Annotated in this window: 22 protein-coding genes; 4 read left to right on the top strand and 18 right to left on the bottom strand. The window is 65.9% G+C overall.

Features of this window, described 5'->3' with window-relative positions:
• Positions 1-36: 36 nt before the first annotated feature.
• The gene (locus H6900_01430; GenBank protein ID MCC0071928.1) at positions 37-918 is read left to right on the top strand and encodes a bifunctional 5,10-methylenetetrahydrofolate dehydrogenase/5,10-methenyltetrahydrofolate cyclohydrolase; all 882 of its coding nucleotides are present in this window, start codon (positions 37-39) and stop codon (positions 916-918) included.
• A gap of 1 nt (position 919) precedes the next feature.
• Positions 920-1,804 (top strand): bifunctional methylenetetrahydrofolate dehydrogenase/methenyltetrahydrofolate cyclohydrolase FolD, encoded by an 885-nt coding sequence (gene folD / locus H6900_01425; GenBank protein MCC0071927.1) that lies wholly within the window; start codon positions 920-922, stop codon positions 1,802-1,804.
• A gap of 20 nt (positions 1,805-1,824) precedes the next feature.
• Here folD and H6900_01420 read toward each other — a convergent pair whose 3' ends face one another.
• Positions 1,825-2,292: an SRPBCC domain-containing protein gene (locus H6900_01420; GenBank protein MCC0071926.1), complete on the bottom strand. Its 468-nt coding sequence runs from the start codon at positions 2,290-2,292 to the stop codon at positions 1,825-1,827.
• 118 nt (positions 2,293-2,410) lie between these two features.
• Entirely contained in the window at positions 2,411-2,854 is a 444-nt protein-coding gene (locus tag H6900_01415; protein MCC0071925.1) for a PaaI family thioesterase, read from the bottom strand.
• Between the two features lie 170 nt (positions 2,855-3,024).
• On the opposite strand from H6900_01415, the gene H6900_01410 reads away from it, so the two are divergent.
• Complete coding sequence (locus tag H6900_01410) at positions 3,025-3,867, top strand: LytTR family transcriptional regulator (protein ID MCC0071924.1); 843 nt, start codon at positions 3,025-3,027, stop codon at positions 3,865-3,867.
• On the opposite strand, the gene H6900_01405 is transcribed toward H6900_01410, so the two are convergent.
• The 13 genes from H6900_01405 to H6900_01345 all read right to left on the bottom strand — a co-directional run bounded on the left by H6900_01405 (position 3,864) and on the right by H6900_01345 (position 16,153).
• Entirely contained in the window at positions 3,864-5,183 is a 1,320-nt protein-coding gene (locus tag H6900_01405) for an ATPase (protein MCC0071923.1), read from the bottom strand. The two genes, H6900_01410 and H6900_01405, sit on opposite strands and share 4 nt — an antisense overlap.
• Positions 5,184-5,205: 22 nt before the next feature.
• Entirely contained in the window at positions 5,206-5,703 is a 498-nt protein-coding gene (locus H6900_01400) for a prepilin peptidase (protein ID MCC0071922.1), read from the bottom strand.
• Between the two features lie 9 nt (positions 5,704-5,712).
• Positions 5,713-6,555, bottom strand: coding sequence for a tetratricopeptide repeat protein (locus H6900_01395; GenBank protein MCC0071921.1), 843 nt, complete (start codon positions 6,553-6,555; stop codon positions 5,713-5,715).
• 24 nt (positions 6,556-6,579) lie between these two features.
• Entirely contained in the window at positions 6,580-7,131 is a 552-nt protein-coding gene (locus tag H6900_01390) for a tetratricopeptide repeat protein (GenBank protein ID MCC0071920.1), read from the bottom strand.
• The gene (locus H6900_01385; GenBank protein MCC0071919.1) at positions 7,128-8,111 is read right to left on the bottom strand and encodes a type II secretion system F family protein; all 984 of its coding nucleotides are present in this window, start codon (positions 8,109-8,111) and stop codon (positions 7,128-7,130) included. The genes H6900_01390 and H6900_01385 overlap by 4 nt, the downstream gene beginning before the upstream one ends.
• 12 nt (positions 8,112-8,123) lie before the next feature.
• Positions 8,124-9,092 carry a type II secretion system F family protein gene (locus H6900_01380; GenBank protein MCC0071918.1) on the bottom strand — a complete coding sequence of 323 codons (969 nt, stop codon included), beginning with the start codon at positions 9,090-9,092 and terminating at the stop codon, positions 8,124-8,126.
• Between the two features lie 5 nt (positions 9,093-9,097).
• Positions 9,098-10,504, bottom strand: a complete 1,407-nt coding sequence (locus tag H6900_01375; GenBank protein MCC0071917.1) for a CpaF family protein — start codon at positions 10,502-10,504, stop codon at positions 9,098-9,100.
• Positions 10,505-10,593: 89 nt separating this feature from the next.
• Entirely contained in the window at positions 10,594-11,838 is a 1,245-nt protein-coding gene (locus H6900_01370; GenBank protein ID MCC0071916.1) for an AAA family ATPase, read from the bottom strand.
• 232 nt (positions 11,839-12,070) lie between these two features.
• Positions 12,071-12,673 (bottom strand): OmpA family protein, encoded by a 603-nt coding sequence (locus H6900_01365; protein MCC0071915.1) that lies wholly within the window; start codon positions 12,671-12,673, stop codon positions 12,071-12,073.
• 28 nt (positions 12,674-12,701) lie between these two features.
• Complete coding sequence (locus H6900_01360; protein MCC0071914.1) at positions 12,702-14,108, bottom strand: type II and III secretion system protein family protein; 1,407 nt, start codon at positions 14,106-14,108, stop codon at positions 12,702-12,704.
• Between the two features lie 205 nt (positions 14,109-14,313).
• Positions 14,314-15,150: a Flp pilus assembly protein CpaB gene (gene cpaB, locus H6900_01355; GenBank protein ID MCC0071913.1), complete on the bottom strand. Its 837-nt coding sequence runs from the start codon at positions 15,148-15,150 to the stop codon at positions 14,314-14,316.
• Between the two features lie 195 nt (positions 15,151-15,345).
• Entirely contained in the window at positions 15,346-15,558 is a 213-nt protein-coding gene (locus tag H6900_01350) for a hypothetical protein (protein ID MCC0071912.1), read from the bottom strand.
• A gap of 382 nt (positions 15,559-15,940) precedes the next feature.
• Positions 15,941-16,153: a hypothetical protein gene (locus tag H6900_01345; GenBank protein MCC0071911.1), complete on the bottom strand. Its 213-nt coding sequence runs from the start codon at positions 16,151-16,153 to the stop codon at positions 15,941-15,943.
• A gap of 428 nt (positions 16,154-16,581) precedes the next feature.
• Here H6900_01345 and H6900_01340 point away from each other — a divergent pair, with 428 nt between their 5' ends.
• Positions 16,582-17,391 (top strand): lytic transglycosylase domain-containing protein, encoded by an 810-nt coding sequence (locus H6900_01340; GenBank protein MCC0071910.1) that lies wholly within the window; start codon positions 16,582-16,584, stop codon positions 17,389-17,391.
• On the opposite strand, the gene H6900_01335 is transcribed toward H6900_01340, so the two are convergent.
• Genes H6900_01335 through H6900_01325 form a run of 3 tightly spaced genes read right to left on the bottom strand, consistent with a single transcriptional unit; the run spans position 17,388 to position 19,110 of the window.
• Positions 17,388-17,729: an arsenate reductase (glutaredoxin) gene (locus tag H6900_01335; GenBank protein MCC0071909.1), complete on the bottom strand. Its 342-nt coding sequence runs from the start codon at positions 17,727-17,729 to the stop codon at positions 17,388-17,390. The genes H6900_01340 and H6900_01335 overlap by 4 nt on opposite strands.
• Positions 17,720-18,772, bottom strand: coding sequence for a quinone-dependent dihydroorotate dehydrogenase (locus H6900_01330; GenBank protein ID MCC0071908.1), 1,053 nt, complete (start codon positions 18,770-18,772; stop codon positions 17,720-17,722). The genes H6900_01335 and H6900_01330 overlap by 10 nt, the downstream gene beginning before the upstream one ends.
• Complete coding sequence (locus H6900_01325) at positions 18,772-19,110, bottom strand: DUF952 domain-containing protein (protein MCC0071907.1); 339 nt, start codon at positions 19,108-19,110, stop codon at positions 18,772-18,774. Before H6900_01325 ends, H6900_01330 begins: the two co-directional genes overlap by 1 nt.
• Between the last annotated feature and the right edge of the window lie 70 nt (positions 19,111-19,180).

Genomic DNA, 19,180 nt, shown 5'->3' with positions numbered 1-19,180 from the left:
CCGGCCCTTGTTTCCCCATCCGGGCAGGAGTGCGCCATGCGAGCCGCGGTGATCGACGGCAAGGCTATCGCCACGAAAATGCGCGAGGAAACCGCGCGCGAGGCGGCCGAACTGGCGCAACAGGGTTGGCAGCCGCGGCTGGTGTCGATCTCGGTCGGGGATACAGCGGCGGCGGAACTTTATGTTCGCAACCAGCAGCGACAGGCACAGGATGCCGGGGTCGAATTCGAAGCCCGCAACTATCCCGGGACGATCTCGATGGAGCAGTTGGTCGGCGTGCTGCAAGGGCTGAACGCCGATCCGCGGGTGAACGGGATCATCATCCAGCGCCCACTGCCCGCGCCCATCCCGGTGAAGGCTCTGCAAAAGGCGGTGCATCCGTTGAAGGATGTCGAGGGGATGCACCCGGCCTCGATCGGGAACATCGTCTACAATGACCTTGCGCTGGGGCCCTGCACGGCGGTCGCCGCGGTCGAGATCCTGAAAACCCTGCCGCTGAAGCTGGAAGGGCTGGACGTCACCGTCATCGGCCACAGCGAGATCGTCGGCAAGCCGATCGCCTTTCTGCTGATGGGCCTGGGGGCCACGGTCACCGTCTGCCACCACATGACCCGCTCGGTCGCGATGCATTCGCGCGCGGCGGATGCGGTGTTCGTGGCGGTGGGCAAGCCGGGGTTGGTCACGGGCGACATGCTGAAACCCGGCGCGGCGCTCATCGACATCGGCATCAACCGGGTCGAGGGCAAGACCGTGGGCGACGCCGATTTCGCCAGTTGCGCCGAGGTCGCGGGCTGGATCACCCCGGTGCCCGGCGGCGTCGGCCCGGTGACGGTGGCGACCTTGATGAAAAACGCGGTGCTGGCCACCCGGATGCAAATGGCGCATTACCGCGCCCAATACGCGAATACGGAGGTTTGAGATGACAGCGACGATCATCGACGGCAAGGCGTTCGCCGCAAAGGTGCGCGCGCAGGTGGCCGAGCATGTGCAGCGGCTCAAGGATGAGCATGGGCTGACGCCCGGCCTGGCCGTGGTGCTGGTGGGCGAGGACCCCGCAAGCCAGGTCTATGTCCGGTCAAAGGGCAAGCAGACCCTCGAGGTCGGCATGAACTCGTTCGAGCACAAGCTGCCGGCCGACACGGCCGAAGCGGATCTTCTGGCGCTGATCCAGCAGTTGAACGCCGATCCGGCGGTGCATGGCATCCTGGTGCAGCTGCCCCTGCCGGGCCATCTGGATAGCGATCTGGTCATCAACGCCATCGACCCGGCCAAGGATGTGGACGGTTTCCACATTTCGAACGTGGGGCTTCTGGGCACCGGGCAGAAGTCGATGGTGCCCTGCACGCCGCTGGGCTGTCTGATGATGCTGCGCGATCACCACGGCTCGCTCGCGGGGATGAATGCGGTGGTCGTCGGGCGTTCGAACATCGTTGGCAAGCCGATGGCGCAGCTTCTGCTTGGCGACAGCTGCACGGTAACCATCGCGCACTCGCGCACCAGGGACCTGCCCGATGTGCTGAGCCGCGCGGATATCGTGGTCGCGGCGGTCGGTCGGCCCGAAATGGTGCGCGGGGAATGGCTGAAGCCGGGCGCGACGGTGATCGACGTGGGGATCAACCGCATCGAGGGCCGCAACGGACTTTTCGGCGATTGCGATTTCGCCAGCTGCGTTGAGGTCGCGGGCGCGATCACCCCGGTGCCGGGCGGCGTCGGGCCGATGACCATCGCCTGCCTGCTGGCGAACACGCTGACGGCGACCTGCCGCGCCAACGGCCTGGCCGAGCCGCAGGGCCTGACGGCCTGAGCGCGCGCGCGGCGGCCGGCTCAGCGCGGCAAGGCATCGAGGCGCGCGTAGCTTGCCTCCATCCCGTCCGCCATGCCGGTTTCCAGCATCTGGTCCATCGTTGCCGCATCGGCGACGCGCATGGTCATGACCATGCGCGTGCCGCCGCCATCGGCGACGAACCGCGTTTCTACGGTGTTGTCGGGTGTCGGGTCGGGCAGGAACATGCGCTCGACATGCTCGATCCGGTGCGGCGCTTCGACGGCCAGCACATCGGCGGTCAGGTGGAAGGCACCGCTTCCGTCCGTGCGCTGCCAGTCATAGCGCAGCGTGCCGCCGGGCCGCAGGTCGATTTCGCAGCGCGCCATGACCCAGCCGTCGGGGCCGGTCAACCACTGCCGCACCAACGCCGGCTCTGAATGCGCGGCAAAGACGTGCGCCGGCGGGGCGGCGAATTGGCGGGTCACGACGGCGGTGGTCGGCGCGGTTCGTTCGATCCGCAGCGGCATGGTCTGGCCTTTCCTGTCGGGCGTCATGGCAAAAGGATTTCGGGCGCGCGCAGCCGGTGCCCTTTGCCGGAACGTGCCGCGGCGGTATTTGATCCGTGCCGCAGGCGTCTGTCCAGTCTCAGGCCGGATCGACGGGCACCATCGTGCCTTGCAGCAGGGCAACCTGTTTGCGCTGCGTCCCCGACAGGGCAAACACCTCGGCGGTGACGATCGTCAGCCGACGACCCGCGCGCACGACCGTGCCGACGGCTTCCAGCGCATCGCCCACCGCAGGGGACAAGAGGTTGATCTTGATCTCGGCGGTCATCACCTCGACCCCTTCGGGCATGGTGGACAGGGCCGCGTAGCCGGCAGCGGTATCGCCCAGGGCAAAGGCCAGCGCGGCATGGGCCGCGCCGTGCTGTTGGCGCACATGCGGCGCGATCAGCGCCCGCAGGGTGCAACTGCCGGCCTGCACTGCGATCAGCTCGGCCCCGAGGGTGTGCATCATCGTCTGGCGCGCGAAACTATCCCGGATACTCGCCTCATGGCTGTGAGCGAGGGTGGCAAACTTGCGGATCATCTGTTTCTTTCCTCGTTCTCGGGATGGTAATTCCTTGAATTCCGTTCTTAAATTACCCATCCATCGATGCGAATCGAGCCATGTCGTTGCGTTACAGTAGAATTGAGTCCTCAGCGTGTCCCTGGAAACGGCCAATCCGTGCGCTCACGCTGGTCTGGTTGGGGACGACCTTGATCCTGGCCACTACCGGACCATTCGGATCGTTCACCTTGGGGAATTTTGCCGCGCGGACGGCCTATTGGGCGAGTGTCGTCGCGTTTTCGATCGCGCTGTCCGTTTCGCTCAGATCGCTGCTGAAACATGCCCTGGGGCGTGATCGCAATCCGGTGCTTGTCGATGCGGTGATGCTGCCGCTGTTCACGCTGCTCTACACGCCGCCGCTGTTCTATTTCAACGAGCGGGTGTCGAACCTCGACCAGCCCTTTACCCTTTGGCAAACCGGCCTGGTGGTGCTGTCGGTGTCGGTGTCGATGCTGGTCCTGCGCGAGGCGCTGGGCGTGTCGTTGCTGGGGATCGCGCCGCAATGGGGCTGGGCAAAGTCCGAGGCCGGCGCTGCGGGGATGCCCGATCCGGGGCCCGCCCCCGACGCACAGGCGCCATCATCCGGCGAGACCGCTCAGCCTGCGACCGAAACGGCCGAGGACGGGCCGGATGCCCCGGATGCGGTCGTGGCGGTCGGCACCGACGGAGGGCCCGCGCTTTTGCAGCGCCTGCCCGAGGACAAGCGGGGCGAGTTGCACGCGCTGTCCAGCGACGACCACTACGTCCAGGTCCATACCGAACGCGGCCCCAGCTCTGTCCTGCTGCGCTTTGCCGACGCGCTGCGTGAACTGGGTGACTGGCCCGGGCTGCGCATTCACCGTTCGCACTGGGTGGCGGATGCCGCCGTGCAGCGCATCCGGATCGAACGCGGGCGGCTGTTCGTGGTTCTGCGCTGCGGCCGCGAGTTGCCGGTCAGCCGCACCTATGCCGATGCCGTCCGCGACCGCTGGGGCGGCGGGACGGCGGCCTAGCGGACGATGTCCTCGTCCTTGACGAACATGTTGCCCCAGGCGCGGTCGATCAGCTCGGGCGACATGTGGTTCGGCTTGCCCTCGAATTGGCAGATGGCGATCATCTGGTCGATCAGGAACACCGGCTGATAATTGGCATAAACATTGTCGATGGTCGGGTATTTGTTCTGCAACAGGTGGATCAGCGCCTCTTCGTTCAACGGAATGCGACGCTTGCGCGCGACCAGCGCAAAGATCTTCAGGAAATCGGCCTGGTTCGGGCCGTCGATCTTGATCTTGAAGAAGATCCGTCTGAGCGCGGCCTGGTCGAAGATCGCGTTGGGGTGGAAGTTGGTGGAAAAGATCACCAGCGTGTCGAAGGGCACGATGAACTTCTCGCCCGAGGTGAGCGACAGGATGTCGTAGTTCATCTCAAGCGGGACGATCCAGCGGTTGACCAGGGCCTGCGGCGGTTCCTCTTGCCGGCCAAGGTCATCGACGATGAACACCCCGCCCGACGCCTTGAACTGCAACGGGGCCTGATAGGTGCGCGCCACCGGATTGTATTTCAGTTCCAGCATCTCAAGCTTCAGTTCGCCGCCGGTGATGACCGTGGGTCGTTCGCACAGGATATAGCGTTGGTCGAACCGCTGGCCCTGCAACCTGAGCTGCGTGCCGGTCTGTTGCGGGGTTTCGATCTTTCGATGCACGATCGGGTCGTAAACGGCGATCACCTGGCCGGAATGCACGACCGCGTGGGGCACATAGATATTGTCGCCAAGCGCGTCGCGAATGCCGTTCGAGATCGAGGATTTGCCATTGCCGGGCGGGCCATACATCAGGATCGACCGACCTGAGGTGACGGCCGGGCCCAGGTTCGCCAGCAGCCCCTCGGGCAGGATCAGGTCGCCCATCGCGGCGGTCAGCTGATCGCGGGTGATCTTGACCTTGCGGATCGACTGGCGGCGGACCTGCTCGCCATAGGCCTCCAGCGGCACTGGCATGGCGCCGTAATATTCCGAAATGGCCAGCGCCTGCTGCGCCCGCTTGCGCCCGCCGTCGGTCAGTTGAAAGCCCATCTCGTTCGAGGACGAGGTGGCGTGCAGGGTTCCCATCGCCTCGATCAGGTGTTCGGTTCGGGCGGCATCGATCAATTGCTGGACCTGCGCGAAAGGCAGGCACAGGATACGCGACAGGTCCGACACCATGTTCAGCGACATGCGGAACATCGTCTTCAGCAGGATGTCCCGCATCAGCGTCATCGGCAGGCCGGTGTCCTGCAACGAGGCCGGTGGCGGCGGGGCCGGGATGCGGGCGTCAGGGCTCAGTTCGTTCATGCACGGACCTCACGGCGCGGCGTCAGCTTCCGTAGATAGCTGCCAAAACCAGATAAAAGATTAACGCTGGCCCCAGGGCCAGGCCAAAGGGGAACTCGCGCCGTTGCCAGCTGGCCCAGTCCGGAGTGGCGTTGCGCACGGCCGGGATCGCGCGCATCACGCGGTGCATCACCAGCGCGGCAATTGTCACCGCCGAAAGCAGCACCAAAAACAACCTGAGATCGCCCAACGCGACGAAGGGGGCCATCGCGGCCGCGAACTTGGCGTCGCCGGCGCCGAACCCGCCGGTCATGTTCAGCACGAAGCCGATCACCAGGACCACGACGAAATGCAGCCAGGCCCAGGCCCAGACCTGAAACGGCAGCAGGAGGGCGCCGATCACCGCGAAAATCGCCATCAGCAGCAGCACGGCGACGTTGGGGATGCGCATCGCCTTGACGTCGCTCCAGGCGACATACAGCGACACCGGCGTCGCGAAGATCAGAAACCAGAGCGCCGCATGGGAAGATTGGGTCAGCATGGGTCGGACCTAATGCAGCGCGGCCAGCGCCGTTTCGGCGGCCTCGAAATATTGCGGGTGGGTCGCGATCGCCTCTTGCAGCAGGCCCCGGCCGGTCTGCACGTCGCCCTGACGGATCGCCGCCAGCGCCATCGTGTGCAGCAATTCGGCCCGTTCGACCTGCGTCATTTCGATCAGCGGCAGTTCGTAGTTGCGCCGCGAGGCCCGTGCCAGGACCAGGTTGTTCTTGGCCGTGAACAGCGTGGAATCGTGCTGCAACGCCTCAAGGAACAGGCGTTCCGCTCCGCGCGCGTCGCCGCGCGTCAGCTTGGAATAACCCCAGTTGTTCAGCACGCCCGCGGGTTGCGCGGTCAGCCCGGCGGCGATCTCGTAGAAACTGTCGGCACGGTCCCATTGCTGGCGGCTGTCAGCGACCATCGCCTCGAGACGGTAACGGTTGAAGGTCTCATAGGTCGGCGGCACGGTGTTGAGCGTCGCCTCGGCCTGGGCCCAGTCGTTGTTGCGGATATAGGCCTCGGCCAGATCGACACGGTCGTCGGTCGTCGCATCGGGATGTTCCAGCACCCGCTGCCAGACGGGGATCGCCTGTTCGGCCTGGCCGGCGCGCATGAGCGACTTTGCCAGCCCGCGCGAAAAGATCACCTGGTCGGGATGGGCCTGCGATTGCTGCGAGAAATACTGGATCGATTCCCGCGGATCGGCCACGGCCAGCATCATCTCGGCCATGTTTTCCTGGTCGATTGCGGCAACGCTGTCGATCGCGCGCGCCGTCTGGGCCCGCATCGATTCGCCACACCCACCCAGCAGGGCAAGCCCTGCCAGGCACACCGGTGCTATCCACACCTTGGCCATGTCCCGTCCTTCACTGCTCGCCGCTCACGGCGTTGCGAGAAGGAGGAACCGACCGTTCCCGCGCCGCACCAGAGCGAAATTATCGTTGTTGTTTTCGGCACTATAGCCCGGATTCCCCAGATTTGCGAGAGCAAGCCTGAGGTTTTGGCGGATTTCTTCAGAGCGTCCGCTGTCCAGCGCAAAGGCGGTGCGGAACAGATGGGCGGCCTGGCTCCATTCTTGCCGTTCGACCATCACGACGCCCAGATTGTTGATCGCCGGAACGAATTCGGGGTCGAATTCGATTGCCCTGTTCAGCATCTGTTCGGCCTGCCCCAGCCTGCCCAGCCTGAGGTTGGCCGAGCCGATGGCGGACAGGGCATCGACGGTCGGCCCACGTTCGGCGATCGAACGGTAATAGGCCCTGAGTGCCAGCTCGTATTCGCCGCCCTCCATCAGCCGGTGACCGACGATCAGGCCATCGACATCCTCGGACGGGCTGACGGCGCGACCGGGCAAGCCGTCCGGCGAGAACGCGCCGCTGCTCTGACAGGCCGACAGCGCCATCAGCGCCGCCATCCCGATCCATTTCATCATAGGCCGAAGTCAGCCGTGTTGAGCATTTCCATCACACCATAGACCGACGGCCCGATCAGGATGATCAGCAGCGGCGGCACCGTGAACAGCATAGTGCCCAGTGTCAGCTTGGTCGGCAAGACGTTCGCCTTCTCTTCCGCCAGCATCACGCGCTTGTCACGCATTTCCCCGGCATAGACACGCAGCGCCTCGGCGACCGAGGTGCCGTAGGTGGCCGACTGGATCAGCACCGTGACAAAGGATTTGATGTCGTTGTTGCCGCAGCGCACGCCCATGTCCTTCAACACTTCGAGCCGGTCCATGCCCGCCTTGATCTGATGCGACACGGTGTCGAATTCCTCGGACAGGGCCGGGTAGCCGGCGCGCAACTCCTTGGAGACGCGGGCGATGGACTGGTCCATGGATTGACCGGCCTCGGTGCAGATCAGCAGCATGTCCAGCGCATCGGGAAAGCCGCGGGTGATCTGCGACTGACGCTCGCCCTGGCGCTTGTTGACCCAGTAGATCGGCAGGTAGTAGCCGACCAGCGTCGGCACCAGAACCGGCATTGCCGTGGCCCAGATCGCCGCGCCGTCCCCCGGGGGCAGGATCAGCATGTAGACCAGCCCCAGGAACAGGCCGCCGACACCGCCAATGAATTTGGCCGCGTGATAATCGCGCACCGCGTTGCGCCCGTGATAGCCCGCCTGAATCATGCGCAGGCGGGCCTCGCCCATTTCGGCCGCGTCGGCCGGTTCCAGCAGCGCCTTGAACTTTTCCAGACGCTTGGCCATGGCCGAGGACTGCGCCACGCGCTTCGACAGCCGGCCGGATTCGTGCGCGCCGGCGCGGCGCGACTGTTCCTTGAGCTTGGCCAGCGGATCGGGTTTCGTATCCTTGGCGCTGGTCATCATCCACAGGGTCAGCGTGACGCCGACGGCGACCAGCAGCGCGATGATGCCCGGCGGGGAGACGAGTGTGGAAAGAAGCGAGTTACTCATGTCACCGGATCCTCAAACCTGAATGTTGACCATCTTGCGCATGTACAGGACGTTGATGACCAGGAAGATGCACACCACCAGGGCGACGGGGATGAACAGGGCGGTTCCCTTGACCTCGTCGTAATAGTCGGGCTTGACCATGCTGATCATCAGCATCGCCGCGATCGGAAAGCCGGACAGGAACATGCCCGACCACTTTGCCTCGGCGGTGATGGCGCGGACCCGGCGGAACAGCTTGAAACGGGCGCGCACGACCTTGCTGAGCCCATCGAGAATCTCGGCCAGGTTGCCGCCCGACTGGGCCTGGATCGTCACCGCCACCGCCAGGAACCGCAGGTCCTGCATGTCCATGCGCTCGGCAAAGGCGAACAGGGCCTCGCCCATCTCGCGACCATACGAGGCCTCGTCGGCGATCAGACCCAGTTCCGTGCCCAGCGGATCGGGGATTTCGCGAGAGGCGGCCGAAAGCGCGTGCACGAACGGATGCCCCACGCGCAGGCCGCGCACGATCAGGTCGATGGCGTCGGGCAGCTGTTCCTCGATCATCGAGAGGCGTTTCTTGGCCTTGTTGCCGACCCAGAACCACACGCCGCCGATGCCCATCGCCGCCGAGACGCCGATCTTCAGCGCAAGGGGCGCGCCGGTGAACAGCGAGAGGGCGACAAAGGCGACACCGGCCAGCACGACCATCACGCCGATCAGCGCGATCGGCGAAAAGGCGATCTTGCCCTTCTCGGCCTTTTCGGCCAGCAGCGAATAGAAGGGCAGGGTGGCCGTCTTGCTGTGCTGCGTCGCCTCCTTGCGCAGACGGTCCATCACCTCTGAGCGGTTGGTGTCGCCTTCCAGCATTTCCATGCGGCGGTTCAGGCGGCTTCCCAGCCGGATGGAGCGGCCGAAGACCATCATGTAGAGGGCCTCGACCAGCAGCAGAATGCCGCCGAAGATGGCGCCGTAGATCAGGAATGTCGGGTCGATCTGCATGGCGCTTACCTTTGCTGAACAACGTCGTAGATGCTGGAGGGCAGGTCATAGCCCCAGCGGCGGAACCGCTCGGAATAATGCGAACGGATGCCCGCGCCGGTAAAATGGCCCAGGATCTTGCCATTGGGTTCCAGGCCGGTGCGCTCGAAGCGGAACACCTCCTGCATGGTGATGATCTCGCCCTCCATCCCGGTCACTTCTGTGATCGAGACCATGCGGCGCGAGCCGTCCGTAAGGCGGCTGACCTGCACGATCAGGTTGACCGCCGAGGCGATCTGGCTGCGCACGGCTTTCAGCGGCATCTCGATGCCCGCCATCGCCACCATGTTCTCAAGCCGGCTGATGCCGTCGCGGGCGCTGTTGGCGTGGATCGTCGTCATCGAACCGTCGTGACCGGTGTTCATGGCCTGCAACATGTCGATGACTTCCTCGCCGCGCGTCTCGCCGACGATGATGCGGTCGGGGCGCATCCTGAGCGCGTTCCTGAGGCAGTCGCGCTGGGTGACGGCGCCCTTGCCCTCGACGTTGGCGGGTCGGCTTTCCATCCGGCCGACATGGACCTGCTGAAGCTGAAGTTCCGCGGTGTCCTCGATCGTCAGGATGCGTTCCGAGTTCTCGATGAACGACGACAGCGCGTTCAGCGTGGTCGTCTTGCCCGAACCCGTCCCGCCCGAGACGATGACGTTGAGCCGGGTTGCCACCGCGGCCTCCAGATACATCGCCATCTCTTCGGAAAAGGCGCCAAAGGCCACCAGGTCGTTGATGCCCAGCTTTTCCTTCTTGAATTTGCGGATCGACACCAGCGAGCCGTCCACCGCGACCGGCGGAACCATCGCGTTGAAACGCGAGCCGTCAGCCAGACGGGCGTCCACATAGGGGTTCGATTCATCCACGCGCCGGCCCACGGCGGACACGATCTTGTCGATGATCCGCAGCAGGTGGCGTTCGTCCTTGAAGGTGACGTCGGTCAGCTCCAGCTTGCCCGAGCGTTCGATGAACACCCGGTTGGGGCCGTTGACCAGAATATCGTTGACGGTGTCGTCCTTGAGCAGGGGCTCCAGCGGGCCCAGGCCGCGCACCTCGAAATAGAGGTCCTGGTTCAGGGCCAGCCGTTCCTCGCTGGTCAGCGCAAAGTTGATGTCGCTCAGCGCCTCGGCGGCGATGGCGGCAATTTCGGCGCGCAGTTCGGCTTCCGAGGCGTTGTCCAGCGCGGCGAGGTTCAGGTTGTCCAGCAACCGGGTGTGCAGCTCGGACTTCACCTCGAGGATGCGCTGCCGGCGGCGGCGGTCCTTGTCGTTCGCGGCCGCAAGGGCGGCGATCGGCGCGGTGGGCTGCGCCTTGAAGCTGGCGCGCGGCGGCGGGGCCGCGGGCACCGGGGCGGTCGCCAGCGACGACGGCGTCACACGGGCCATTTCGTGCACCGGAACCGCGCGCGATTCGGGCGTCGTGCTGGCCGGCGTGGTGGTATCCTTGCGATAGCGCGAGAACATGATCCCTCTCCTCAGGCGGCGGCGCGATTTTCGTCGCGGTTCGCTTCGACGATGGATTGCGCGACCTTGCGGATTTCCTTGAGCAAGGGGCTCTTCGGCGCGATCTCGGCCAGGGGCAGGCCGTGATCGTTGGCGTGGGTCACTTGCGTGGTGCCGTCCGGCAGCATCACCTCGAATTCGATATCCAGGCTTTCGGCCAGCCGCTTGGCCCGCGCCTTGCCCGACAGGTCGGTGAATTTGGGCGCGCGGTTCAGCACATAGCGCAGCTTGGACAGGGGCAGGTCCTCGGCCTTGAGGGCGCGAATCAGGCGCAGGGCATTCTGCGCAGAGCGCATGTCCAGTTCCATCGTCGCGAAATAGACATCGGCCTCGTTCAGGACGGTTTCGGTCCATTGCACCACGGTGCCCGGCATGTCGATCACGACGATGTCGAAGTTCGCGCGCGCCATGGCGATCACCCGTTCGATATCGTCGGGCGAGATCATGTCCAGCGGCAGCATGTCGGCGGCGGCCGTCAGCACCTTCAGCTTGTCGTTGAAGGTCTGCAACGTGTTCATGAAGAAGTCGCGATCCATCACGGCCGTGTTCGACAGCAGTTCATAGACCTTTTCCGTGCGCGCGAGGTCCAGATAGGTCGCGATCGAGCCGGTTTGCAGGTCGAAATCCAGCATGCAGACACGCGGCGCGGCCTTGCCCGAGTTGGCGATTTCCCACGCCAGATTGACGGCAAAGGTCGTCGCGCCCGAACCGCCGGCCAGCGACTGCACGGCATAGACCGTGCCGCTGGTCTGATTCGGCGCGGCCATCTTGCGCGAACCGGCGTTGCCGGGCATGGCCATCACATCGGCCACCGGCTGGCGCAGGCGTTGGATGGCATCGTGCAGCGCGCCTTCGGGCAGCGGGTAGGGCACGAAATCGCTGGCGCCCAGGCGCAGCAGGCGGTGCAGCGCGATCGGCCCCAGTTCCTCGGCGATCAGCAGGATCCGCACGCCCAGCGTGGTCGCGCGCTGGATCACCGCCTCGACCATGGCGAGGTTGGTCTCGTCCTCGTCATCGAGGGCGATCGCGAGGAATTCCAGCGACTTGGCGTCGGGTTGGTCCAGGAATTTCAGGGCACTGGGAAAGGTCAGGTCACCCCAGCTTTCCCCGAGTTCCAGTTCCATGTCCTCGATCAACAGGTCGAAGTTCTGAACATCGCGCGAAACGGTGCAGGCCCGAATGGGCGCATTGTGTTTGGTGGCGGCTGCGCTCGACATCGTTTTGGTCCTCCGTGCCCGCGTTCGACGGGCGATGGCATCCGATAACCGATCAATCCGGGCCTCTCCGGATTCGGGATGCATTCAATTTCGGGGACAATCTTGGCGATAATGGGGCTAAAAAATCGTAATTGTCAGGCCAGCTGTCACAAAAACGAACGCCCCGCCTTGGGTGAGCGGGGCGCCGTCTGGCCTGCCAGGCGAGGTATCTGGCGGGGGGTCTTCGTCGGGGTCAGAGGGAACCGCCCGAGCTGCGTCGGCCGGTTGAAGCGGTGGCACTGTCAACATACTCGCGGTGCACGATCTCGAGGTATTCGCCGTTGATGATATGCGGGTGGTCTTGCAGGAAACCGGACACCTCGGTCACCGCGCGGCGGTTCTGCCGCTCGCGGTCCTGGGTCTGGACCAGGGGCTGCGTCTCGCCGTTGGAAATGACGGCCTCCAGCCGGCGGCGGCTGATGCCCTGGCGCACCAGATAGGCGACAACCGCACGGGCGCGCCGCATCCCCAGCCGCTGGTTGTAGGCGGACGAACCGACCAGATCGGCGTTGCCGTAGACACGGAAGGTCACTTCGGGGAAGTGGCGAATCCAACGGGCCTGAACGCGCAGGATGGCTTGCGCCTGACCGTCCAGCCGCGCGCTGTCGAAATCGAAGGTGACAGTGTTCGGAACTTCGGCGTTGAACCGCTGCGCCAGGTCGATGGCGAAGGGCAACTGCCCGGTCTGCAACAAAAGATTGTGCGCGGTCGGGTTGCCGAAGCCGCCCTCGTCGATATGCGACCCCAGTTCGGCGGTGCTACAGGCGGCCAGCGGCGCGCCGACCATCCCCAGCATCAGGGCTCTGCGGGAAATCTGCATCGCGTTACTCCATCACATAGCCGTAGCCGCCGCGGAAGTCCTGCCGCGCGACCTCGCCCGCGCCACCGCTTGCGCCGGACATGCGCCCGTTGAGGAACAGGTCGCGCTCGGACGGCGGGCGGATCCGGTCGGTCGGCAGGATCAGCGCATCGCTGCGGGTCGGTGTCACCAGATGCGCGGTGACGAAAATCATCAGTTCGCTTTGATTGCGCTGATAATTGGTGCTGCGGAACAGCGCGCCCAGCACCGGCAGGTCGCCCAGCCATGGCACCTGGTCGATGTTGCCCTGGAAATCGTCCTGCAACAGGCCGGCGATGGCGAAGCTTTCGCCATCGTGCAGTTCGACCGTGGTCGAGGTCTGCCGCCGCCGGAAGGCGGGCACTGTCACGCCGCCCGTGCTGACGCCGTTCGCGGCATCCAGGCTGGATACGCTCGCATCCATCGTCAGGTTGATCTGGCTGTCATTGCCGACGACCGGGGTAAAGGTCAGTTCGACACCAAACGACCGGTAATCGATGCTGACCGAGCCCGAGCTGCCGACGACCGGCACGGGAATTTCGCCGCCCGCCAGGAAGTGGGCCTCCTGGCCGGACAGGGCGGTGAGGCTGGGTTCGGACAGGGTCCGCGCCAGACCGTTCGATTCCAGCGCCTCGAGCATCACCTGGAACTGCACGCTGCCGATGGTGAAGCCGCCGGACAACACACCCTGACGGTCCGCGCCCGAGGGCGAGACCGAGCCGCCCAGCGCCGCGGTCGCGGCGGTCGCGGTGCTGAAGGCGCCGCTGCCCAGGACGTTGCCACCACCACCGACGGCAAGGCTCGCCGCGAGGTTCTGTGCCGCGGTCCGCTGCACCTCGGAGAAGCGCACCTGCAACATGACCTGCTGGCTGCCGCCGACGCTCATCAGATTCGACACCCGGCCCGGCGCATAGCGTTCGGCCAGTTGCAGCGCCGCGTCCATCCGTGCTGCCGAGGTCACGACACCCGACATCACGATGCCGTCGTTGGCGGTGCGCACCTCGATGTTTTCCGACGGCAGGATCTGCCGCAGCCGTTCGCGGAATTCCGCGACATCGGGGGTGACCTGCACTTCGACGTTGGCGATCAGTTCGCCATTCGCACCCAGGATGGTCAATGTCGTGCGCCCGGGCGCCTTGCCCAGCACATAGATCGACCGATCGGACAGGGTGGAAATGTCGGCGATTCCCGGGTTGGCGATCGACAGCTCGACAAAGGGCGTATCGGAATCGACGACCACCGCGCGGTTCATCGCCACGCTCAGCGTATCGCGAATGCTGGTCGAGGCCACGCGCAGGGTCTGCGCATGGGCGCCACCCGCCATCAGCAATGGGGTTGCCAGGCCTGCAAGGGCCAGCGCCAGAGACGGCGCGAAACTACTCTTAACGGTCATGTGATCCTGCCTCTCGATCACCTCAGGATGCCAGCATCTTGCGCACCGGTCGGGGCTAGAATGCTTGAATCCGGTTTTTTATGCAAGAATCAATTGATTGCGGCGCGTTTTTCGCGTTGTTGTCCGTCCCCGCACCGAGGTGTCGCGGTTCGCCCATGCGAAAGCCCCCATATCTGGGGGCCTTCCCTGTGGCGCAATTGCCGCGTCAGTTGGTGCAGGGGATCTCGATCATGACCACCTCGGACCCGCGGCGGGTGCGCACCGTGCAGCGTTCGACCGGTGCCGCGGCCCGGGTTTCCATGCCCAGCAGGCTGCGGCTGTCCACCTGAATCTGGCTGGTCGCCGTGGTGTCGTCCAGGCCGACCAGGGAAAGTGACAGCCGTCCCGTGGACTGGCCCTGTGCCAGCGAAGCGATCATCTCGGGCGCGGCCTCGACCGTGACCGAGCGCGGAATGCCGTTGAAGGTGCGGTCCTGATCGCCGTTCTCGTCCAGCGCGATGATCTTCACGCCGCTGGACAAAAGGCGCGTGACCTCGCCGTCTTGGGCGCCACGGCCGGTCCAATAGATATCGACCGTGTCCGAGGGGCGCAGCGTTCCCGAGATCCCGCTGTTCTGGTCCACGCGGATGGTAAAGGCGCGCATCCCCGGGGTCAGGATCGCGGTGATGCCCGCGGGCTGGCCGGGTTCGCTGACCTTGACCGCCAGAAGCGGTTCCATCGGCTCCATCGCGCGCAGCGCCACGCGCGGGCGGTCAGGATCGGGAACCACGTCATCCATGCTGTTGAACACGCCTGGCGGCACCGCGTTCGCGGGCCAGGCGACGCTTCGCACGTCTTCGGCGCGGATCGGCTCGCCGTAGCGCATGGGGCGCGTGGTGACCATCACGTTGACGGTGGCAATGGCGCCGGGCGCGGCGGCGTTGCGTGCTTGCACGACAGCCAGGGCGCTGCGCGTCTGCGCGACGTAATTCTGCGCCATGTAGACGCCGAAACCAGCCAGCGCCAGGCCGATGCCGAGGACTCCGATCTGAACTGCGCGCATGGCAAACTCCTGTGCGGTTTTCTCGGTTGCTTTGAATGCACCCGCGGTGACGCGGGTCTGACCGCATGATCCTGCCGGGCGATTTGGGCAGGATCGTGGCGCGACCATGGGAAAGATGTGGCCGTCGGAACGAAACGGACCGCATCGGGGGATGCGGTCCGCCAGGCCCGTGTCAGGGCCAAGAAATCCGATGGATTACTGGTTCACGCCCAGTTCGCCCAGCGTCGCGACGGTCGCACCCGACAGCGAGGTCGAGATGTCGGTCGCCAGATCGCCGACGCCGGTGCGCACCGACGAGATCACGGCCAGGCCCAGGCCGACGATGGCGGCGGTCAGCACCACCCAGTCAACGGTGACGGCGCCCGATTCGTTGGCGGCAAAGGCTTTGATGTTCGAGAAGAGGGTCATACTTGTATCTCCAGGATGATGGTTACTGCTACTGATGCCCGAACTTCGAACGCGTGGTTGAGGGGGGTTGAACCGCTCTCCGTTCCGGCATCTTCGTTATCGCCCTGATTCACGGCGGGTCGATGGGCGCAATCAGGCGATTTCAGGGCAAACCAGGTATCTTTTCGTGAATTGTTTCGCGACCTTGGGTGATTTGACGCGCGGGCCCAAGACTGTTGCCGCGCTCGAAACCGGGGCTCCTTAGAGCCACGAAAGGTGCTGCGTCGCGTCCCGGGTGTCGAAGGGCGAGTCGGCGCGGGGCCCTGGCGTCACATGCCAGCGCCGGGAATCGAAAAGGCCGCCCTTTCGGGCGGCCAGTTCGGTCAGGTCTGTGTCGGGCGGATTACTGGTTCACGCCCAGTTCGCCCAGCGTCGCAACGGTCGCACCCGACAGCGAGGTCGAGATGTCGGTCGCCAGATCGCCGACGCCGGTGCGCACCGACGAGATCACGGCCAGGCCCAGGCCGACGATGGCGGCGGTCAGCACCACCCAGTCAACGGTGACGGCGCCCGATTCGTTGGCGGCAAAGGCTTTGATGTTCGAGAAGATGGTCATGGTTGTGCTCTCCAGGTTCGGTAACGATACATTCATTGCTTGTGTCGTCACGAGAAGCGGAAGGTTGATGGGGTTTGGGCCCGGTCCTCGTTTCGACAGGGACGTTTTCGCCCCAGACCGCGGCAGGACCTTGGCGGAATGTGGCGGAAATCTGGCGAGCCAAAGGTCTTTGCGCGACTTGATCGCAGGGCGTGGACAGTCGCGCTGCGGCGGGTCCTTTGTTCCTGATGCGGCATTGGGACCGGGAAGGGCCCGGCTGCGCGCGGGGCGCCGAGAATCGGGTCCCGGGCCTCGGGGCTGGAGGGGATTCGCAGCGCCCCTCAGGCGCGGGTTTGCGCGAGGGGCGGTTTTCTGGCAGGGTGTCCAAAACACGAGGGGCCATGCCGAGCAGCTTGCCCAGACGAATCGCCGCGATCCTGGTCGCCCTGATGGGGGTGGCCTGTCTTGTGCCGCCTGCCGCGGCGCAGGATTTCGCGGCGCGCCGGATCGGCGTGGCGCCGATGGACGGGCGCACGCGGATCACCGTGCAGATCGACCCCCAGGAACAGGCGCGCCGGATCGCCCCGCCCGGCCCGCAGCCCGTGGCGCAGACCCCGGCGCAGCCTGAGGCCGCCCCGGGCGGCGCGGTCGCCGGTTCGCGGTTCGGCTGGTTCTGGGATCATGTCCCCCCGGGGGCCGAGCCCGCGCCGGGTCGCTATCTGGCGGCCATGGCGGCGCTGGTCAACGCGCCTGAGGGGGCGCAGGTGCCCCAGCCCAGCGTGCAACACCTGCAAGACATCGCCGCCGCGCACGGCAGCGACATCCTGCGCGCCACGATCGGCACGCAGGTGTCGCCGGCCTTGGCGCTGGCCGTCATCGCGGTTGAAAGCGCCGGGCGGCCCGGGGCGGTCAGCCACGCCGGGGCGCAGGGGTTGATGCAGTTGATCCCGGCCACGGCGGATCGCTTTGGGGTCGAGAACGCGCTCGATCCGGCGCAGAACATCCAGGGCGGGGTGGCCTATCTGGATTGGCTGATGGGCGAATTCGATGGCGACGTGGTGCTGGCGCTGGCCGGCTACAACGCTGGCGAGGGCGCCGTCCGGCGGTCGGGCGGTGTGCCTCCCTTTGCCGAAACACGCGACTACGTGCCCAAGGTCCTGGCGGCCTGGCAGGTGGCGCGGGGCCTTTGCGCCACCGTGCCCGAGCTGCCCTCGGACGGGTGCGTCTTTGCGATTCGCGCGGTCGGCCGGGCGGGTTAGAGCAGCCGGTCGATGGCCTCGGTCGGGCGGCCGATGACCGCCGCGCCGCCGCGGCGGATGACCGGGCGTTCGATCAGTGCGCTGTCCGCCACCATGGCCGCGATGATCGCGTCCTCGGGTTCCGCTTTCAGCGCCGCGCCGTCCTTGCGCAGCAGGTCCGCCGCCGGCAAGCCCAGCGCGGCCAGCATCGCGCGGATTTCCCCGGCATCGGGCTGGTCCTGAAGATACAGCCGCACCCGGGGCGTCAGCCCCCGTTCGGCAAGATAGGCCAGCGCCTGGCGCGATTTCGAACAGCGCGGATTGTGCCAGATTTCCAACGTGTCGGTGGTTACAGCCATTGATCCCTCCCGGTTCCGACGGCGTCCGCGATCGTGGCGAACCCGTCGCGCGTGAGCAAGGTCTCAAGCCCGCGCGCCACCTGGCCGACCAGCGAAAAGCCCTGGTAGACCAGCGCGGAATAGAGCTGCACCGCGCTCGCCCCGGCGCGGATCTTGGCATAGGCGGCTTCGGCCGAATCGATGCCGCCGACCCCGATCAGCGGGATCTGCCCGCCGGTCAGGCGCGAAAGCTGCGCCAGCACCCGGGTCGATTTCTCGAACAGGGGCGCGCCGGACAGACCGCCGGCCTCGCCCTTGTGGCGGCTGGTCAGCCCGTCGCGCGACAGGGTCGTGTTGGTGGCGATGATCGCGTCCAGCCGGCTGGTGCGCGCAACCTCGGCGATGCCGGCCAGTCCCTCGGGATCGAGATCGGGCGCGATCTTCAGGAACACGGGGATGGCGCGCTCCAGCTCGGCGCGGGCCTGCATCACGCCGGCCAGCAAGGCCGACAGCGCCGCCGGCCCTTGCAGGTCGCGCAGCTTTTCGGTGTTGGGCGAGGATACGTTGACCGTGACGAAATCGACATGCGGGCCACAGGTTCGCAGCACCTGCGCGAAATCCGCCGCGCGGTCGGCGCTGTCCTTGTTGGCGCCCAGGTTCAATCCGACCACCGGCCCGTCGGGGCGGCGCGCCAGACGCTGGGCGATGGCCTGCGCCCCGTCGTTGTTGAAGCCGAAGCGGTTGATGACGGCGCGGTCCTCGGTCAGGCGGAACAGGCGGGGGCGGGGGTTGCCCGCCTGCGGGCGCGGGGTCGCGGCGCCCACCTCGACAAAGCCGAAGCCGGCGCGGGCCAGGGGGGCCAGCGCGATCGCATTCTTGTCGAACCCGGCCGCCAAACCCACCGGGTTCGGCAGTTGCAGGCCGGCGATCTCGGTGCGCAGCCGGACCGAGGTGATCGTGCCCGCCAGGGGCACCAGACCCGCGTTCAAGGCCTTCAGCGCCAGACCGTGCCCGGTTTCGGGGTCGATCCGGTGCATGGCCCACAGGCCCAGCGATTCGATCATCAGATCACCCCTTCGGGGAAGATATGGCCGGCCGCGCCCAGTGGCAGGGACTTGTCCCAGACGACATCCGCCAGGGTCATCTCACGATAGAGATGTGGGAACAGCGCCCCCCCGCGCGAGGGCTCCCATCGCAGCGCCGGTCCCAGCCGGTCGGGATCGACGGCGACCAGAACCAGGTCGCTGACCCCGGCAAAATGCCGTGCGGCGGTTTCGGCCACCTGTTGCGCGGTCGAAAGGTGGATATAGCCGTCCGCCAGATCGATGGGGGCGCCCGCGGTGTGGCCCCGGGTGACAAGCGCGTCCCATTCCGGGCGGCGGAAGATCTTGAATATCAGCATGGCTTGCTCATGCCCAAAGCGGGGCGCCCGGTCAATGGGCGTTGCGGGCCGCGCGGGGTCATCGTCGTGT

The organism is Rhodobacter sp. (assembly GCA_020637515.1).
In the GTDB taxonomy this organism is placed as follows: domain Bacteria; phylum Pseudomonadota; class Alphaproteobacteria; order Rhodobacterales; family Rhodobacteraceae; genus Pararhodobacter.
This window is presented reverse-complemented; position numbering and strand designations above follow the sequence as displayed.

What these genes read in the sequence shown, in the direction of transcription:
- H6900_01430 (MCC0071928.1), top strand. Translation starts at nt 37, where the DNA reads ATGCGAGCCGCGGTGATCGACGGCAAGGCTATCGCCACGAAAATGCGC.
- folD (MCC0071927.1), top strand. Translation starts at nt 920, where the DNA reads ATGACAGCGACGATCATCGACGGCAAGGCGTTCGCCGCAAAGGTGCGC.
- H6900_01420 (MCC0071926.1), bottom strand. Translation starts at nt 2,292, where the DNA reads ATGCCGCTGCGGATCGAACGAACCGCGCCGACCACCGCCGTCGTGACC.
- H6900_01415 (MCC0071925.1), bottom strand. Translation starts at nt 2,854, where the DNA reads ATGATCCGCAAGTTTGCCACCCTCGCTCACAGCCATGAGGCGAGTATC.
- H6900_01405 (MCC0071923.1), bottom strand. Translation starts at nt 5,183, where the DNA reads ATGAACGAACTGAGCCCTGACGCCCGCATCCCGGCCCCGCCGCCACCG.
- H6900_01400 (MCC0071922.1), bottom strand. Translation starts at nt 5,703, where the DNA reads ATGCTGACCCAATCTTCCCATGCGGCGCTCTGGTTTCTGATCTTCGCG.
- H6900_01395 (MCC0071921.1), bottom strand. Translation starts at nt 6,555, where the DNA reads ATGGCCAAGGTGTGGATAGCACCGGTGTGCCTGGCAGGGCTTGCCCTG.
- H6900_01390 (MCC0071920.1), bottom strand. Translation starts at nt 7,131, where the DNA reads ATGATGAAATGGATCGGGATGGCGGCGCTGATGGCGCTGTCGGCCTGT.
- H6900_01385 (MCC0071919.1), bottom strand. Translation starts at nt 8,111, where the DNA reads ATGAGTAACTCGCTTCTTTCCACACTCGTCTCCCCGCCGGGCATCATC.
- H6900_01380 (MCC0071918.1), bottom strand. Translation starts at nt 9,092, where the DNA reads ATGCAGATCGACCCGACATTCCTGATCTACGGCGCCATCTTCGGCGGC.
- H6900_01375 (MCC0071917.1), bottom strand. Translation starts at nt 10,504, where the DNA reads ATGGCCCGTGTGACGCCGTCGTCGCTGGCGACCGCCCCGGTGCCCGCG.
- H6900_01370 (MCC0071916.1), bottom strand. Translation starts at nt 11,838, where the DNA reads ATGTCGAGCGCAGCCGCCACCAAACACAATGCGCCCATTCGGGCCTGC.
- H6900_01365 (MCC0071915.1), bottom strand. Translation starts at nt 12,673, where the DNA reads ATGCTGGGGATGGTCGGCGCGCCGCTGGCCGCCTGTAGCACCGCCGAA.
- H6900_01360 (MCC0071914.1), bottom strand. Translation starts at nt 14,108, where the DNA reads ATGACCGTTAAGAGTAGTTTCGCGCCGTCTCTGGCGCTGGCCCTTGCA.
- cpaB (MCC0071913.1), bottom strand. Translation starts at nt 15,150, where the DNA reads ATGCGCGCAGTTCAGATCGGAGTCCTCGGCATCGGCCTGGCGCTGGCT.
- H6900_01350 (MCC0071912.1), bottom strand. Translation starts at nt 15,558, where the DNA reads ATGACCCTCTTCTCGAACATCAAAGCCTTTGCCGCCAACGAATCGGGC.
- H6900_01345 (MCC0071911.1), bottom strand. Translation starts at nt 16,153, where the DNA reads ATGACCATCTTCTCGAACATCAAAGCCTTTGCCGCCAACGAATCGGGC.
- H6900_01340 (MCC0071910.1), top strand. Translation starts at nt 16,582, where the DNA reads ATGGGGGTGGCCTGTCTTGTGCCGCCTGCCGCGGCGCAGGATTTCGCG.
- H6900_01335 (MCC0071909.1), bottom strand. Translation starts at nt 17,729, where the DNA reads ATGGCTGTAACCACCGACACGTTGGAAATCTGGCACAATCCGCGCTGT.
- H6900_01330 (MCC0071908.1), bottom strand. Translation starts at nt 18,772, where the DNA reads ATGATCGAATCGCTGGGCCTGTGGGCCATGCACCGGATCGACCCCGAA.
- H6900_01325 (MCC0071907.1), bottom strand. Translation starts at nt 19,110, where the DNA reads ATGCTGATATTCAAGATCTTCCGCCGCCCGGAATGGGACGCGCTTGTC.